The sequence below is a fragment of the Streptosporangium sp. CA-135522 genome (genome assembly GCF_050949235.1).
Taxonomy (GTDB): Bacteria; Actinomycetota; Actinomycetes; order Streptosporangiales; family Streptosporangiaceae; genus Streptosporangium.
The window spans coordinates 2,474,008-2,489,442 of sequence record NZ_CP192026.1 but is presented as its reverse complement, the minus strand read 5'-3'; the positions used below and the strand labels follow the sequence as shown (position 1 = coordinate 2,489,442).

General features: G+C 72.0%; 10 protein-coding genes. 8 read left to right on the top strand and 2 right to left on the bottom strand.

The window, feature by feature from the left end; translation table 11 throughout:
* The first annotated feature begins 55 nt into the window (after positions 1 to 55).
* Genes ACQPYK_RS11855 through ACQPYK_RS11835 form a run of 5 tightly spaced genes read left to right on the top strand, consistent with a single transcriptional unit; the run spans position 56 to position 10,133 of the window.
* A complete protein-coding gene (locus ACQPYK_RS11855; RefSeq protein WP_433254107.1) occupies positions 56 to 6,346 on the top strand; it encodes an amino acid adenylation domain-containing protein in 6,291 nt (2,096 codons plus the stop codon).
* The gene (locus tag ACQPYK_RS11850; protein ID WP_433254105.1) at positions 6,343 to 6,525 is read left to right on the top strand and encodes an MbtH family protein; all 183 of its coding nucleotides are present in this window, start codon (positions 6,343 to 6,345) and stop codon (positions 6,523 to 6,525) included. The genes ACQPYK_RS11855 and ACQPYK_RS11850 overlap by 4 nt, the downstream gene beginning before the upstream one ends.
* Positions 6,526 to 6,581: 56 nt before the next feature.
* Positions 6,582 to 6,836 carry an acyl carrier protein gene (locus ACQPYK_RS11845; RefSeq protein WP_433254103.1) on the top strand — a complete coding sequence of 85 codons (255 nt, stop codon included), beginning with the start codon at positions 6,582 to 6,584 and terminating at the stop codon, positions 6,834 to 6,836.
* Between the two features lie 40 nt (positions 6,837 to 6,876).
* Entirely contained in the window at positions 6,877 to 8,256 is a 1,380-nt protein-coding gene (locus tag ACQPYK_RS11840; protein WP_433254101.1) for a condensation domain-containing protein, read from the top strand.
* Entirely contained in the window at positions 8,253 to 10,133 is a 1,881-nt protein-coding gene (locus ACQPYK_RS11835; protein WP_433254099.1) for a N,N-dimethylformamidase beta subunit family domain-containing protein, read from the top strand. The genes ACQPYK_RS11840 and ACQPYK_RS11835 overlap by 4 nt, the downstream gene beginning before the upstream one ends.
* Here the strand turns inward: ACQPYK_RS11835 and ACQPYK_RS11830 are convergent.
* Both ACQPYK_RS11830 and ACQPYK_RS11825 read right to left on the bottom strand, forming a co-directional pair.
* On the bottom strand, positions 10,112 to 10,756 hold the full coding sequence (locus tag ACQPYK_RS11830) for a M15 family metallopeptidase (protein ID WP_433254097.1): 645 nt from the start codon (positions 10,754 to 10,756) through the stop codon (positions 10,112 to 10,114). The two genes, ACQPYK_RS11835 and ACQPYK_RS11830, sit on opposite strands and share 22 nt — an antisense overlap.
* Before the next feature lie 11 nt (positions 10,757 to 10,767).
* The gene (locus ACQPYK_RS11825; RefSeq protein ID WP_433254096.1) at positions 10,768 to 12,000 is read right to left on the bottom strand and encodes an ROK family protein; all 1,233 of its coding nucleotides are present in this window, start codon (positions 11,998 to 12,000) and stop codon (positions 10,768 to 10,770) included.
* Positions 12,001 to 12,221: 221 nt separating this feature from the next.
* On the opposite strand from ACQPYK_RS11825, the gene ACQPYK_RS11820 reads away from it, so the two are divergent.
* The 3 genes from ACQPYK_RS11820 to ACQPYK_RS11810 are packed head-to-tail and all read left to right on the top strand — an operon-like array spanning position 12,222 to position 15,422.
* The gene (locus ACQPYK_RS11820) at positions 12,222 to 13,553 is read left to right on the top strand and encodes a sugar ABC transporter substrate-binding protein (RefSeq protein ID WP_433254094.1); all 1,332 of its coding nucleotides are present in this window, start codon (positions 12,222 to 12,224) and stop codon (positions 13,551 to 13,553) included.
* 4 nt (positions 13,554 to 13,557) lie between these two features.
* The gene (locus ACQPYK_RS11815) at positions 13,558 to 14,571 is read left to right on the top strand and encodes a carbohydrate ABC transporter permease (RefSeq protein WP_433254092.1); all 1,014 of its coding nucleotides are present in this window, start codon (positions 13,558 to 13,560) and stop codon (positions 14,569 to 14,571) included.
* Positions 14,571 to 15,422, top strand: coding sequence for a carbohydrate ABC transporter permease (locus ACQPYK_RS11810; RefSeq protein ID WP_433254090.1), 852 nt, complete (start codon positions 14,571 to 14,573; stop codon positions 15,420 to 15,422). Before ACQPYK_RS11815 ends, ACQPYK_RS11810 begins: the two co-directional genes overlap by 1 nt.
* Positions 15,423 to 15,435 lie beyond the last annotated feature (13 nt).

Below are 15,435 nucleotides of genomic sequence, written 5' to 3'. Positions count from 1 at the left end.
CCATTTTTCTCGCCCTCGCGCGAAGGGGAGCCCGCGGCCGACGAAGGAGCTCTGCGTGCTTCAGCCAGAGACCGTTTCCCCCGGCCAATCAGGGACGGAATATCCGCTGTCGTACGGCCAGCAGCGGCTGTGGTTTCTCCACCGGCTCGATCCCGGCGACTCGACCTACAACACATCCTATGTTTACAGGTTGAAAGGTCGCCTTGACACGACCGCGTTGGAGGCCGCGTTCACCGCGGTGGCCGCCCGGCACGAGAGCCTGCGGACCCGGTTCGGCGAGGCGGCCGGACAGCCGCTGGCGATCGTCGACCCTCCCGCGCCCGTGACCGTGGAGCGGCTGACCGCCGAGGACGGGCAGGAGGCCGTGACCCTGGTCTCCGCGCTGACCAACACGGCCTTCGACCTGCGTGCCGCACCCCCGTTCCGGGTCTCGCTGATCGAGCTCGGCCCCGATGACCACGTGCTCTGCGTCGTCCTGCACCACATCAACGGCGACGGCTGGTCGCTGAACGTGCTCCGCTCCGAGGTCGCCGCCCACTACGGCAGCCACGGCGCCGCTCCCCTGCCCGAGCTCCCCCTGCAGTACGGCGAGCACGCCCGTGCCCAGCGCTCGGCCGACACCGGGCTGCGGTGGTGGGTCGAGCGGTTGACCGGGGTGCCGCCCCTCGAACTGCCCGCCGACCGGCCACGTCCCGTGCAGCGGACCGGCGCGGGTGGCGAGATCGACTTCCGGATCGAGGCGGACGTGGCCGGGGCGATCCGGGACCTGGCCCGCCGCGCCCGCTGCACGCCGTACATGGTGCTGCTGGCCGCCTACCAGGTCCTGCTGGCCCGGCACACCGGGCAGGACGACTTCTGCGTGGGCACCCCGTCGGCCGGCCGCGACAGCACCGAGCTGGAGACCATGATCGGTTTCCTCTCGACCACGCTGGCCCTGCGCTGCGACCTGTCCGGCGACCCCACCTTCGGCGAGCTGCTCAAGCGCACCCGGCGGATCGTGCTGGACGCGCTCTCCCGGCAGGACGTCCCCTTCGAACGGCTCGTGGCCGAGCTCGACGTGGAGCGCGACCTCAGCCGCACCCCGCTGTTTCAGACCCTGTTCGCCTTCCACACCCACGGAGAGTGGGCCGAGCCGCTGCCCGGCCTCATCGCCACGCCCTTCCCGCACGGCTGGTCCCGGGCCCGGCTCGACCTGTCGATGGACATCTCCCCCGCCGATGGGGGCCACCTGCTCGGCAGCGTCGTCTACAGCACCGACCTGTTCGACCGTGACACCGTGCAGCGGCTGGTCACCCGGTTCCTGGAGCTGCTCGCGGCCGTCGTGGCCGACTCCGAGGTCGCGGTGAGCTCGCTGCGGATGCTGCCGCGGGCGGAGCTGGAACTGCTGCGGGAGTGGAACCGGACCGGCGCCGAGCTGCCCGGGACGACGCTGGTCGACCTGGTGCTGGAGCAGGCCGCCGCCACCCCGGACGCCATCGCGGTGCAGAGCCCGCGATCCCTGCCGGACCCGGGCTCCACGGCGGGCGCGCTGACCTACGCCGCGCTGGTGGAGCGGGCCGCCGAGCTCGCCCGCCGGCTCGGCGCCGCGGGCATCGGCCGCGGGTCACTGGTCGCGGTCCGGATGGAGCGCGGCACGGACATGGTCGTCGCGCTGCTGGGCGTGGCGATGAGCGGCGCCGCCTACCTCCCCGTCGACCCCGACTACCCGCCGTCCCGCGTCGCGTACGTGATCGAGGACTCCGCGGCCGCGCTGGTGCTGACCGGCCTCGACGACCTTCCACCGCTCTCACCGCTCTCACCGCTCTCACCGCTCTCACCGCTTCCGCCGTTCTCACCGCTTCCGCCGTTCTCACCGCTTCCGCCGCTTTCCCGGGGAACCGCCACGCTCGCGCGCCCCCGCCCCGACGACACCGCCTACGTGCTCTACACCTCGGGGTCCACCGGACGCCCGAAGGGCGTGGTGGTGCCGCACCGGGCGCTGACCAACTTCCTGCTGGCGATGCGGGCGCTGGTCGGCTCCTCACCCCGGGACGCGTGGCTGGCGCTGACCTCGCTGTCGTTCGACATCTCCGCCCTGGAGATGTATCTGCCGCTGGTGACCGGCGGCCGGGTGGTCGTCGCCGACGCCGAGACGGCCCGGGACGGCGCCCTGCTCGCTCGCCTCGTCCGGGACGCGGGCGTGACCCACGTCCAGGCGACGCCGTCGGGCTGGCGGGTCCTGCTCACCGGCGACCTGCCCCGCGTGGTGGGCCTGACCGGCGGTGAGCCGCTACCGCCCCGCTTCGCCCGCGAGCTGCGGCCCCGGGTCGATCGGCTCGTCAACGTCTACGGCCCGACCGAGACCACGATCTGGTCCACCGCCTGGGAGGTCCCCGAGGACCCCGGCGAGATCGTCATCGGCCGCCCGATCGCCAACACCACCGTCCACATCCTCGACCCCGCCGGCGGCCCCTGCCCGATCGGAGTGCCGGGCGAGCTGCTCCTCGGCGGCGCGGGAGTGGCGACCGGCTATCTCGGCCGCCCCGCGCTGACCGCCGAACGCTTCGTGCCCGGTCCGGACGGCTCCCGCCTCTACCGTACGGGCGACCGCGCCCGCCTGCGGGGCGACGGCACCCTGGAGTTCCTCGGCCGCACCGACAACCAGGTCAAACTACGCGGCCACCGCATCGAGCTGGGCGAGATCGAAGCCGTGCTCGACGCCCATCCCCGCGTACGGCAGGCCGTCGTCGCCGTGCGCGGGGACCGGCTGGTCGCCTTCATAGTGCCGGCCACGGCCGCCGGAGCGCTGGAGGAGGCGCGTGAGCACGCCGCGCGGGAGCTGCCCGGCTACATGGTGCCCAGCGTGTTCGCCGAGGTGGAGGCGTTGCCGCTGACGCCGAACGGAAAGATCGACCGCAACGCGCTGCCGGACGCGGACGAGGGGCCCGAGCCGAACGCGACGGCGCCGCGCACCCCCGGCGAGCGGCTGGTCGCGCGGGTCTTCGCCGAAGTGCTCGGGGCCGCCGAGGTCGGGGCGCACGACGACTTCTTCTCCCTCGGCGGCCACTCGCTGCTGGCCACGATGGTCACCGCGCGGCTGACCGCGCTGTCCGGCGTGGAGTTGGCCGTGCGGGAGGTGTTCCTTCGGCCCACGGTCGCCGGGCTGGCCGAGCTGGTCGAACCGGCCGGGAAGGCCGGAAAGGCCGACGGGCCGCGGCCCAGGCCCGAGGGGACCGCTGCGCCGCTGTCCTTCGGCCAGGAGAGGCTGTGGTTCCTCAACCGGCTCGACCCGGACGACGCCTCCTACAACATGTGCCTGGTCCGGCGGTTGCGAGGCCCCCTGGACCCGGCGGCGCTGACCGGGGCCCTGGACGGCACGGCGGCCCGCCACGAGAGCCTGCGCACCCGGTTCCCCGAGGTGGACGGCGCGCCCGCCGCGGTCGTCGACCCGCCGGGCCGCGTCCCCGTCGACCGGGTGAGCGCCGCCGACGAGAGCGAGGCGTCGGAGCTCGTCGCGACCCTGACCAACGCGCCCTTCCCCGACCTGGCCTCCCGGCCGCCGCTGCGGGTCACGCTGATCAGGATCGGCGAGGACGAGAACGAGGACCATGTCCTGTGCCTCGTCATGCACCACATCCTCGGTGACGGCTGGTCGCTCAACCTCCTCTTCGAGGAGTTGTCCCACCTCTACTCCGGCCGCGCCGACGCGCTGCCCCCGGTGCCGCTCCAGTTCGGCGACGTCGCCCGCTGGCAGCGCGAGCGCGACACCGGCGACCTGCTCGCCTACTGGCGGGACCGGCTCGCCGACCCGACCCCGCTGGACCTGCCGGTCGACCGGCCGCGCACCGCCGGGGCCGTCCGGCGCGGCGAGGTGGTGGAGGCCCGGCTGACCTCGGCCGAGGCCGACGCCCTGACCCGGCTGGGCAGGGAGCACGGCGCCACGATGTTCATGGTCCTGCTCGCCGCCTACCAGGTGCTCCTGGCCCGGCATACCGGGCGGAGCGACATCCTGGTCGGCACGGCCACCGCGGGCCGGGACCGGGTCCAGCTCGAACCGGTCGTCGGCTATCTCAGCGACACCCTCGTCCTGCGCGGCGACCTGTCGGCCGACCCCGCCTTCACCGACCTGCTGCGCCAGACCCAGATCAACGTCCTGGACGCCTTCTCCCACCAGGGCGTCCCGTTCGAGGAGCTGGTGACGGCCCTGCGGACCGAACGGGACCTCACCCGCACGCCGCTGTTCCAAACCATGATCATCCTGCACACGCAGGACGCCGGGCACGCCCACGACGCCTTCGCCGGGCTGACCACCACGGCGTTCGAGCACGGCATGCGGCAGGCCAAACTCGAACTGGCGCTGGAGGCCTGGCAGGACGAGCACGAGCTGCTGATCAACCTGGTCTACGACGCCGAGCTGTTCGACCGGGCCACCGTCGAAGGGCTGGCCGCGCGTCTGCGCCTGCTCCTCACCGCGCTGCCCCGTGTCGCCGGCGAGCGGGTCTCCGCGCTGCCGCTGCGCACCGCGGACGACGACGCGCTGCTCCGGCGCCTGTCGCAGGGGCCGGCCCAGCCGCCGGCGACCACCGTGCCCGACCTGTTCGCGGCGGCCGTGCGCGAGACCCCCGACGCGGTCGCGGTCGGGTGCGGGGACACCCTGCTCACCTACGCGGAGCTGGACTCACGCGCCGACGGGCTGGCCGCGCTCCTTCGGGCGCGCGGCGTCGTCCCCGGCGACGTGGTCGGCGTCCGGCTGGGCCGCACCCCGGACGCGATCGCCGCGCTGCTCGCCACCTGGCGGGCCGGAGCCGCCTACCTCCCGCTCGACCCCGACTACCCCGAGGACCGGCTCGCCTTCCTGGTGCGGGACAGCGGAGCGTCCTGCGTGCTCGCCGATGCCGTGCCGTACCCGGAGACAACGGAGACAGCGGAAGCCGCTCCGCGTGACGCCGTGCCGTACCCGGAGACAGCGGAAGCCGCGCCGCGTGACGCCGTGCCGTACCCGAAGGCTCCGCGGCCCGCGCCGCACGACGCCGCCTACGTGATCTACACCTCCGGCTCCACCGGCACGCCCAAGGGCGTCGTGGTCGAGCACGACGGGCTCGCGGCGCGGGTGGCCTGGATGCGCGAGGCGTACGGCCTGCGTCCCGGCGACCGGGTGGTGCAGTTCGCCTCGCTGAGCTTCGACGCCCACGCCGAGGAGATCTATCCGGCCCTGGCCGCCGGAGCCCGGCTGGAGCTGCTGCCCGACGGCGGCGTCACCCTGCCCGACCACCTGGACCGGGTCACCGTGCTCGACCTGCCGACGGCCTACTGGCACGCGCTGGTCGACCAGATCGACGAGATCGCCTGGCCCTCGACGCTGCGCCTGGTGATCCTGGGCGGCGAGCAGGTGCACGAGGCCGCGGTGGCCCGCTGGCGGGAGCGCTTCGGCGACCGGGTGCGGCTGGTCAACACCTACGGTCCCACCGAGGCCACGATCATCGCCACGGCCGCCGAGCTCGACGGCGCCCCGGGAAGGCCACCGATCGGCAGGCCCGTCGGCGGCACCCGGGTCATGGTCCTGGACGGGCACGGCGAGCCCGTGCCACCGGGAGCGCCCGGCGAGCTGTGCGTCACCGGAGCCGGGGTCGCCCGAGGATATCTCGGCAGGCCCGCGCTGACCGCGCGGCGGTTCGTGCCCGGCCCCGGCGGCTCGCGCGTCTACCGGACCGGGGACCGGGCGCGCTGGCGGGGCGACGGGCAGCTGGAGTTCCTCGGCCGCGACGACGACCAGGTCAAGGTCAGAGGCTTCCGGGTCGAGCCGGGCGAGATCGAAGCCGGTCTCCTGACCCACCCCGGCGTCGGCCAGGCGGCCGTGGCCGTGCGGCAGGAGACCCTGGTCGGCTACGTCGTCGGCACGGCCACCGGCGAGGAGCTGGGCAGGCACCTGGCCGGTCTGCTCCCCGCCCACATGGTCCCGGCGCTCTGGGTGGGCCTCGACGCCCTGCCGCTGACCCGCAGCGGCAAGATCGACCGGGCCGCGCTGCCCGCGCCGGAGGTCAGGGCCGAGGCGAGGACCGCCCCGCGCGGCGACGCCGAGCTGCTGGTGGCCGACGTCTTCGGCGAGGTGCTGGGCATCGAGGAGATCGGCGCCTTCGACGATTTCTTCGCCCTGGGCGGGCACTCGCTGCTCGCCACCCGCGTCATCGCCAGAATCCGCGCCCTCGTCGAGGTGGACGTGCCGATCCGCACCCTGTTCGCGCGGAGCACCGTGGCCGGGCTCGCGGCCGCGGTGGAGGAACTGCTGGTCGCCGAGCTCGACGAACTGTCAGATGAGGAGGCCGCCCGCCTCATGCGAACGCCTCACGGAAACGGGGAGCCCAGATGAGTCACCGCGTCGTGGTCAACCACGAGGAGCAGTATTCGATCTGGCCGGTCGGCCGGGATCTGCCGGACGGCTGGCGGGAGGAAGGCGTCCACGGCACCAAGGAGGAGTGCCTGGCCCACATCGAGCAGGTCTGGACCGACCTGCGCCCGCTCAGCGCGAGAAGGGCCGCAGATGTCTGACGAATGGATCTGGATATCCACCGACGAGCGCGGACACCGCGCGGGAGGAGCCGGCGATGGTTGTTAGGGAACGGCTGGCCGCGATGGTGGCCACCGCGTCGGACGGCGCGGTCACGGCCAAGGAGGCGCTGGCCGCGACGGTCCCGCTGTCGGCGCTCGGGGTCACGTCCCTGGCGCAGATGCGGCTGATCGACGCGGTGGAGACCGAGTTCGGAGTCGAGATCGACCTGTCGGGCGACGGGCTCGGCCTGCTGGACGACCTGGACGCGCTGGAGCGCCACATCGCCGCCGCCGGTCGCGTCGGCTCCTGACGAGCAGTTCCAGAAAGCGTTTCGGAACGGGGAGAGGCACATGGACATCCGGTTCTCGGGGAGCCGGTCGGGTACGGCTCCGCTGACCTGGGGGCAGCGGGCCATCTGGGACGCGATCCAGAAGACGGCACCGGACGACCACTACTTCAACTTCGGCCGTGTGCTCGCGGTGCCCAGGCGGGCCCGGCCGCTCACGGTGGAGCGGGCCGCCGAGGCCCTGGGCGCGCTGGTGGCGCGGCACGAGTCGCTGCGGACAAGGCTGGGGACAGGGCAAAGGGCAGGGCAGAAGCCAGAGCGGGGATCAGAGCGGAAGACGAGGCAGAAGACAGGACCGTCCCAGGTGCTGGCGGCCTCCGGCGCCATCCCGGTCACCGTGTCGGACGGCGATCCGGACCGGCTGCTGGAGACCCTGGCGGAGAAGGCCTTCGCCTACGACGGCGAGTGGCCGCTGCGGGTCGGCCTCGTGGTCGCCGCCGAGGCCACGGGGCCGACCGTCACCCACATCGTGCTCGTCTTCTGCCATCTGGCGGCCGACGGCCTCGGCGCGGAGGTGGCGATCACGGACCTGCGGTTGTTGCTGCTGCGCGGGGCCGTACCGGGTCCGGTGCCGCCCTCGCCGCTGGACCTGGCCCGCTGGCAGGGGTCGGAGCAGGGGCTGCGGGTCGCCCGGATCGCCGCCGAATACTGGGAGAAGGAATACCGGCGCATTCCCCCGACCATGTTCGACTGCCCCGTGGCCGCACCGGACAGCCCGCCCGTCTGGCGGGCGCGGATCGTCTCCCGGGCGCTGGACATGGCCGTCCAGCGGATCGCCGCCGTGCACGGTGTGAGCACCTCGACCGTGCTGCTGGCCGCCTCGTCCGCGCTGGTCGGCACCGCGACCGGCCACGACGTGTGCGCGATGCTGCCGATCGTGGGCAACCGCTTCCGCGGCGACACCGCCAACGCGGTCACCACGCTCTCCCAGGAGGGCCTGTTCGTGCTGGACCTGCGCCAGGGCGGTTTCGCCGACCTGCTGAAGGCGGCCAGGCCCGCCGCCCTGCGCGCCTACCGCTCGGCCTACCACGATCCGGACGACCGGGACCGGCTGACCGAACGGGTCGGCCGGGAGCGGGGCACGAGGATCCACCCCTACTGCTGCTTCAACGACATGCGCTTCGTCGACCGGGTGGACGCCTCCCACGACGAGCAGACGGTACGGCGGGCGATGGACGAGACGACCCTGACCTGGCCGCTCAGCCAGGATCAGCTCAACTGCCGGTTCTGCCTGCACGTGACCGCCGAGCCCGGTGGGCTGGGCGTCTCGCTGACCGCCGACACCCGCTTCCTGCCCCGGCCCGCCATGGAACGCTACCTGCGCGATCTGGAGTCCCTGCTGGTCGAGGCGGCGTTCCACGACGTGCTGGAGCCGGTGGGGTGACGGTGTACGCCTACGCCGAGGCCACCTCCTGCGTCCAGGGGGGCGCGCTCCGCTTCCACCTCGCCCGTGCCTCCCGGGCTCCGCTGCGCGGCTCGGTCCTGGTGGAGGACGTGGCCGCGGACGTCGCCGTGCTCGACGGGGAGTTCGGTGGGCCGCTGTGGACGCTCGACGTGCCCGCCGACCTGCCGAGCTCGCTCTACCGCGCGACGTTCACCGCCGACGACGACGCCTCGGACGACGCCTCGGAGGTCTACTTCGCCGTACGGGCCGCCCGGCCACGCTCGCCGATCCTGCTGTCGATCCCCTTCCCTACCTGGCAGGCCTACAACCGGGCGGGCATCCCCGGCGAGTCCATCTACTGGACCGAGCAGGCCACCCGGGCCGCACGCGTCTCCTTCGACCGGCCCGGCGGGGGTCCGCCCCCCGAGCGCTGGGAGGAGGGGATGCTGCGCTGGCTGGGTCCGGCCGGATACGACGTGGACCACTGCTCGGGGCTGGATCTGCACGACGGTTCCGCGCTGCTGTCCGGTTACCGGCTGCTGGTGGTCAACGGCCATGACGAGTACTGGTCGGCGGGCATGCGCGACAGCGTCGAGGAGTTCGTCCGCCGCGGCGGCAACCTGGCCGTTTTCTCCGGCAACACCTGCTGGTGGCAGTTCCGGCTGGAGGACGACGGGCGGACCATGGTCTGCTACCGCGACGCGGTCGCCGACCCGATGGCCACCGTGGAGCCCGGGCTCACCACGGTCGAGTGGTCCAGCGCGCCGGTGAACCGTCCGGAGAACGCCCTGACCGGGGTCAGCTTCCGGCGCGGCGCCGGAACGTGGGGACCGTACATGAAGCTGATGCACGAGGAGACCTACACCGTCCGCTTCCCCGAGCACTGGGCCTTCGACGGAACCGGGCTGGGCGAGGGCGCCACGTTCGGCCGGGGCGCCCTCGGCTACGAGACCGACGCCTGTGACTTCGTCGAGGTGGACGGTGTCCCGGTGGCCACCGGCCGCGACGGCACCCCGCCCTCCTTCGTCATCCTCGCCACCGCCGACCTGCGTCATTGGCACCGGTACGGCCAGGGCGGCATGGCCACGATGGGCGTCTTCGGCCTCGGCGCCGGGACGGTGTTCACCGCCGCCACCGTGAACTGGGGCAACACCCTGCACGATCCCACCGTGGACCGGATCACCCGCAACGTGCTGGACCGGCTGTCGCGCCCGTCCGCCGGGTGGGAGGTCATCGGCCCCGCCTGCTCGCTGCGGGCGCTGACCGCGTGCGGCTCCTGGCTCTACGGCGTGGGCGCGGACGGCTCGCTGTACCGCAGGGAGGTCTCCGGCCAGAACCTGCGCTGGCACCGGCTCGACTCCGGCGGCGGCGTCGTCGCCATGGCCACCCCGCGCGAGGCGTCCACCACCAGGCCCGTCGGCCTGTACGGTCTGACCGCCGATGACCGGCTCGTCTATCGCGACCCCGGCCCCGCGGGCGCCTGGACCGTGCTCGGTGAGGCGCCCTCCGGCGGGGTCGGGCTGGCCCTGGTCGACGGCGACCTGTGGGCCGCCACCGCCGACGGCGGGCTGTGGCACCTGCCCCCGGAGACCTCCGGTTGGACGCTGGTCGAGGGCGAGGCCGGCGCCGTGGCCCTCACCGCCATGAACGGCCGCCTCTACGCCGCCGACCTCGCCGGCCGCATCCGCACCCGGCTGCCGACGACGGCCGCCACCGGGTGGGCCGACCTCTGCTCGGCCGGCGGCTGCACCGTCCTCACCGCCCACGCCGGCCGGCTGATCGGCGCCGGCGCCGGCCGTCCCCTGTCCTGGCGCGCCCCCGTTCCCGACCTCCGGATCCCCTACGGCCCCGCCGCTCAGACGGATGTGGGGCCGTAGACGGCGGAGGCGGCCCCGGTGGTCATGGCCCAGTAGCGGTCGCCGTAGGACCAGTGCCACCACTCGGTGGGGTAGTTGACCAGGCCGGCCGAGCCCAGTGCGGCGCCGAGGAGGTCGCGGTGGTGGCGGGCCTCGGGCGACAGGCCGGAGGCGCCGGTGTAGCAGGCGCCGTCGCTCTGCTCGGGGGTGGCGTTGAGCGGGGTGCCCATGTCGAGCTCGTCCCCGTCCTCGGTGCACAGGGTCAGGTCCACCGCCGCACCGGCGGTGTGCGGGGCGACCGAGACGGGTGAGACGTATCGGCTGGCCGCCACACAGATCTCCTCGGGCGACATTTCCGGAAATATCACACGCAACTCCGCCGAGTACTCCTCGAAGATCCGCTGCTGCATCGCCTGCGGGCGATAGCCCTCCACTACCAGCAGCCGGTAACCGGCCGGGAGCTGCGCCTGCGCGTCCTCCAGCCGGATCAGCAGCCCCTCCCGCAGGTGGGCGAAGGCTCCCTCGGAATCCGCCAGCCGCCCGTCCACCCGCAGCCGCCCCCGGACGTCGGCCAGCCGTTCCCCGGACTCCTCGACGGGGATCGCCGTGACGCGGGGATCGGAGATCAGAACGATGTCGTGCATAGCCGCAATTCTCACACCGTCTGCGAGAAGACCTGTTCCCGGGCCTGCTGCAGAGCCGAGTCCAGGGCGCCGCGCAGCACCGGATTGCCGCGGACCTCCGTCGTCACCACCCTCGGCTGGCTCGGGCAGATCCTGGCCACGGCCTCCTCGACCCCGGCGGCGAGCGCGGCCCCGCCGGCCCGGCCGACGTCGCCGCCGAGCACGATCAGCGCGGGGTCCAGGACCACGGCCACCGCGGCCACGCCGACCGCCAGCCGCTCGGCGAGCTCGCCGAGGAAGCTCTCGGCGCCGTCGGCGACCGCCGTACGGACGTAGTCACCGACGGAGCTCTCGGCGGGACCGCCCGCGGAGTCGCCCGAAGATCCGCCCGTAGAGCCGCCTGCAGAGCCGCCGAGGGGGGCGCCGTCGACGCGGTGCGCACCCGCCAGGCCGATCACGGCGTCGCCGCCGACCAGGCGCTGGAACGAACCGGACTGGGGCTCGCCCACGTCGGTGGGGAGCGGCTCCCCGGGAACCGGGAGCCAGCCGATCTCACCCGCGCCGCCTGTGAAGCCGCGATGCAGGCGTCCGCCGAGCATGACCCCGAGGCCCTGGCCGACCCCCGCCCACACGAGCACGAAGTCGTCCATCCCCAGCGCCGCGCCGTGGGAACGCTCGGCCAGCGCGGCCAGGTTCACGTCGTTCTCGATCGTCACGGGGACGTCGAGGTCGTGGTGGAGCCCGGCGAGCACGCCCGCGTGCCAGGAGGGCAGATCGAAGGAGAAGCGCACGTCGCCGGTCCGGGGATCGACGACGCCCCGGGTGCCGATCACGAAGGCGCGCAGCTGGTCCAGGGTGATGCCCGCCGACTCGCACGCCTTCCGCACGGCGCTGTGCACGAGCCGGACGGGGTCGTCGTGGCTGTTGGGGTCCACCGAGATCTCCGCGACGATCTCTCCGGTGATGTCGGCCACCCCCGCGCTGATCCGGTCCGGCAGCACGTCGAGGCCGGCGACGAAGGCGCACGAGGGCACGACGCCGTACAGCGCGGCGTTGGGACCGCGCCCGCCGGCCTGCTCGCCGACCACCGCGACGAGGTCGCGGTCCTCCAGCCTGGCCAGCAGCTGACCGGCGGTCACCTTGGACAGGCCGGTCTGTTCTCCCAGCTCGGCGCGGGTCAGCGGGCCGCTGGACAGCAGGAGCTCCAGCGCCGCGCGGTCATTGAGCTGGCGCAGCAGCCGAGGCGTCCCCGGACGTTTGGACAAGATCGGCTCCCCCGTCACGATCCGCTAACGATCGTTTCTTTTAAGAAAGTTTCTTGTTAGTTTAACCGTAGTCAGCCCGCAGGCAAGAGTCACAGCAGGCTGCGGGATGTCAGAGCGCCGACCGTGAGGAGGCGCCTTCGACCAGGTGTGGCGAGGCATGGGGACCGCGCCGGCACCCGAAGCGCGACCCCGACGCGAAGCCGGGAAGGGAGAACCCCGAAGTGAAAATCACGAAGATCGCGGTTACGACTGCTACCACTGCCGCCCTGGCCCTGGGCCTCGCCGCTTGCGGCTCCGACAGCGAGCCCGCCAAGAGCGCCGAGCCCCAGGCCGGCGCCTCCAGCGCCGCCGCCGGCCCGAAGTACGCCGGCCAGACGCTGACCATGTGGCGCCTCGGTGACAGCAACCCGGCCGCCCAGAAATACATGGACGAGCTGAACGCGGCCTTCGAGAAGGAGTCCGGCGCCAAGGTCAAGCTTGAGTGGATCCCATGGCCGCAGGTGAACGACAAGTTCACCGCCGCCGCGGCGGGCGGCGCCGGCCCCGACGTCACCGAGATCGGCAACGACCAGGTGCCGCTCTGGCAGAGCCAGGAGGCCCTGGCCCCGGTCACCGCGCTGGCGGAGGGCGACGACCAGGCCCAGATCCCGAAGAACCTGCTCGGCCTGGAGACCATCGACAACGAGGTCTACGCCCTGCCCTGGGGCGCCGGTTCCCGCGCGGTGCTCTACCGCAAGGACTGGTTCAAGGACCTCGGCATCGAGGTTCCGAAGACCTGGGACGAGTTGGTCGCCGCGGCCAAGAAGATCCAGGAGAAGAAGGGCAAGGACGTCGACGGCTTCGCCTTCAACGGCGGCTCCGACGCCAACCACCTGCTCGGCGCGTTCGCCTGGTCCGAGGGCGGCGAGTACGCCGTCAAGGAGGGCGGCAAGTGGGTCGGCAAGGTGACCGACCCCAAGTTCAAGGCCGGTTTCGCCACCTACACGAGCCTGGTCACCGACGGCCTGTCCGGTAAGTCGCGTCTCACCCAGAACACGGTGGACATCCGCAAGCGGTTCGCCAACAACAAGGTCGGCATGTACCTGACCGCCGGCTGGGACCTGCCCGGCATCGAGGTGGACAGCAAGGGCAAGCTGAAGGCCGACAAGCTGGCCTTCTTCCCGCTCCCGGCCAAGTCCGGCGGTGAGGCCCCGTCCTTCTTCGGCGGCAACGACCTCGCCGTCTGGGACAGCGCCAAGAACAAGGAGCTCGCGGCCGACTACATCAAGATGGCCACCAGCAAGGAGTGGGCCGGCCGTTACGCCACCGAGGGCGGCCTGCTGCCGATCTACCCCGAGGCGCTGGCGAAGCTGAGCTCGGACCCGGCGCTGGCCCCGTTCGCGGCGGCCTTCGCCAAGGCCAAGGCCTTCCCTGCCGACCCCAACTGGACCGAGGCCAACGAGACCAAGGCCGTGCTGCAGAACGCCGCGCGGTCCGTAATCGAGGGCAAGGCCACCCCTGACGAGGCTCTCACCAAGGCCAACGGGGAAATCGAAGAGATTCTGAACCAGTAGTCACATGACGAACACGTCTACGATCGCCCGGGGCGGAGGCAACCCCTCCGCCCCGGGGCGGCGCCGCCACAGCTCGCAACGCCCCGCCAAGGCCAGCGGGCTCCCTGCGTGGGTCATCCCGTACGTCCTGCTCGCGCCCGGCCTGCTGGTGATCGCTGGACTGCTGCTCTACCCGCTCGTCCAGATGATCGTCATCTCCTTCCAGAAGGTCGGCATCCCCCAGATCAACGGCAAGAAGCCGGCGAGCTGGGTGGGCTGGGAGAACTACACCAAGGTCCTCGACAACGAGATCTTCTGGTCCTCGCTCCGCAACACCGTCGTCTTCGCCGTCATCACGGTGACCCTGACGCTGGTCCTCGGGACCGCGGTGGGCACCCTGCTCAACAAGCTCGGCAAGAAGATGTCCACGTTCGTGGTCGTCGGCATCATGTCCGCCTGGGCCGTGCCGCCGGTCGCCCAGGGCGTCATCTGGCGCTGGCTCTTCGACGCCGACGCCGGAATGATCAACTGGTCGCTCAACCTGCTCCCGGACTGGCTGTCCGACCTGCTGTTCGGGCGGGCCGACTGGACCGGCGAGCCCTGGCTGAACGACGCGATCACCATCTACGTCGTGCTGATCATCTGCGTGGTCTGGGCGTCGTTCCCGTTCATCGCGGTGTCGGTGCTGGCCGGTCTCAAGGGCATTCCCACCGAGCTCTACGAGGCGGCCAGGGTCGACGGGTCCACCCCCTGGCGGACCTTCAGGAAGATCACCTTCCCGTTGCTCAAGCCGGTCTTCTCGGTGCTGACGATCCTGTCCATCATCTGGAACTTCAAGGTCTTCAGCCAGCTGTACGTGCTGATGAACGGGCCGACCAACCGCGAGGCCTTCAACCTGTCCATGTTCTCCTTCGCCGAGGCCTTCCGCAGCCCGCCGAAGATGGGCACCGGCGCGGCGATCGCGGTGATCCTGACGCTGCTCCTGCTCGTCATCACCGCCGTCTACGTCCGGCAGATCGTGAAGACGGAGGAGATGTGATGACTCCGATCGCACGCAAGCGCCTCGGGAAGATCGCGCTCAACACGGCCGGCGTCCTGGTCTTCGTATTCGCGGTGTTCCCCGTCTACTGGATGGTCTCGACCTCCTTCAAGACCAACGACCAGATCTTCACGACGAAGTTCATCCCGTTCCCCACCGAGTTCACTCTCGACCACGTGGACCGGATCCTCACCGAGGGCGTGGCCGGCAACTCCATCTGGCTCTACATGCGCAACAGCGCGATCGTCGCCCTGGGCACCGTGTTCATCGGCGCCGTCCTCGCGCTGCTGGCGGCCACCGCCATCGCCCGCTTCACCTTCAAGGGCCGCACCAGCTTCCTGGTCCTGCTGCTCATCGTCCAGATGATCCCGGCCGAGGCCCTGCTCATCCCGCTCTTCCTCAACGTCAAGCGGCTCGGCCTCTACGACCAGCTGCTGGGCCTGATCGTCATCAACGTCGGGCTGACCCTCCCCTTCGGCATCTGGATGCTGCGCACGTTCGTCGCCGCGGTGCCCAAATCCCTGGAGGAGGCCGCCTGGATCGACGGCGCCAGCCGGTTCACGACCTTCTGGAAGGTCCTGTTCCCCCTGGTGGCCCCCGGCCTGGTGGCGACGAGCATCTTCTCGTTCATCACCGCCTGGAATGAGCTGATCTTCGCGCTCATCCTGATGTCGGACTCCTCGGGCTACACGATGCCCGTCGCGCTGCAGTTCTTCTTCGGACAGCGCGGCACCGACTGGGGCGCCATCATGGCCGGCTCCACGATGATGACGATCCCGGTCGTCATCTTCTTCCTCCTGGTGCAGCGGCGGATGGTCACCGGCCTCGTCGCGGGCGCCGTCAAGGGCTGATCCCCTCTGGCGC

What these genes read in the sequence shown, in the direction of transcription:
- ACQPYK_RS11850 (WP_433254105.1), top strand. Translation starts at nt 6,343, where the DNA reads ATGAGTCACCGCGTCGTGGTCAACCACGAGGAGCAGTATTCGATCTGG.
- ACQPYK_RS11845 (WP_433254103.1), top strand. Translation starts at nt 6,582, where the DNA reads ATGGTTGTTAGGGAACGGCTGGCCGCGATGGTGGCCACCGCGTCGGAC.
- ACQPYK_RS11840 (WP_433254101.1), top strand. Translation starts at nt 6,877, where the DNA reads ATGGACATCCGGTTCTCGGGGAGCCGGTCGGGTACGGCTCCGCTGACC.
- ACQPYK_RS11830 (WP_433254097.1), bottom strand. Translation starts at nt 10,756, where the DNA reads ATGCACGACATCGTTCTGATCTCCGATCCCCGCGTCACGGCGATCCCC.
- ACQPYK_RS11815 (WP_433254092.1), top strand. Translation starts at nt 13,558, where the DNA reads ATGACGAACACGTCTACGATCGCCCGGGGCGGAGGCAACCCCTCCGCC.
- ACQPYK_RS11810 (WP_433254090.1), top strand. Translation starts at nt 14,571, where the DNA reads ATGACTCCGATCGCACGCAAGCGCCTCGGGAAGATCGCGCTCAACACG.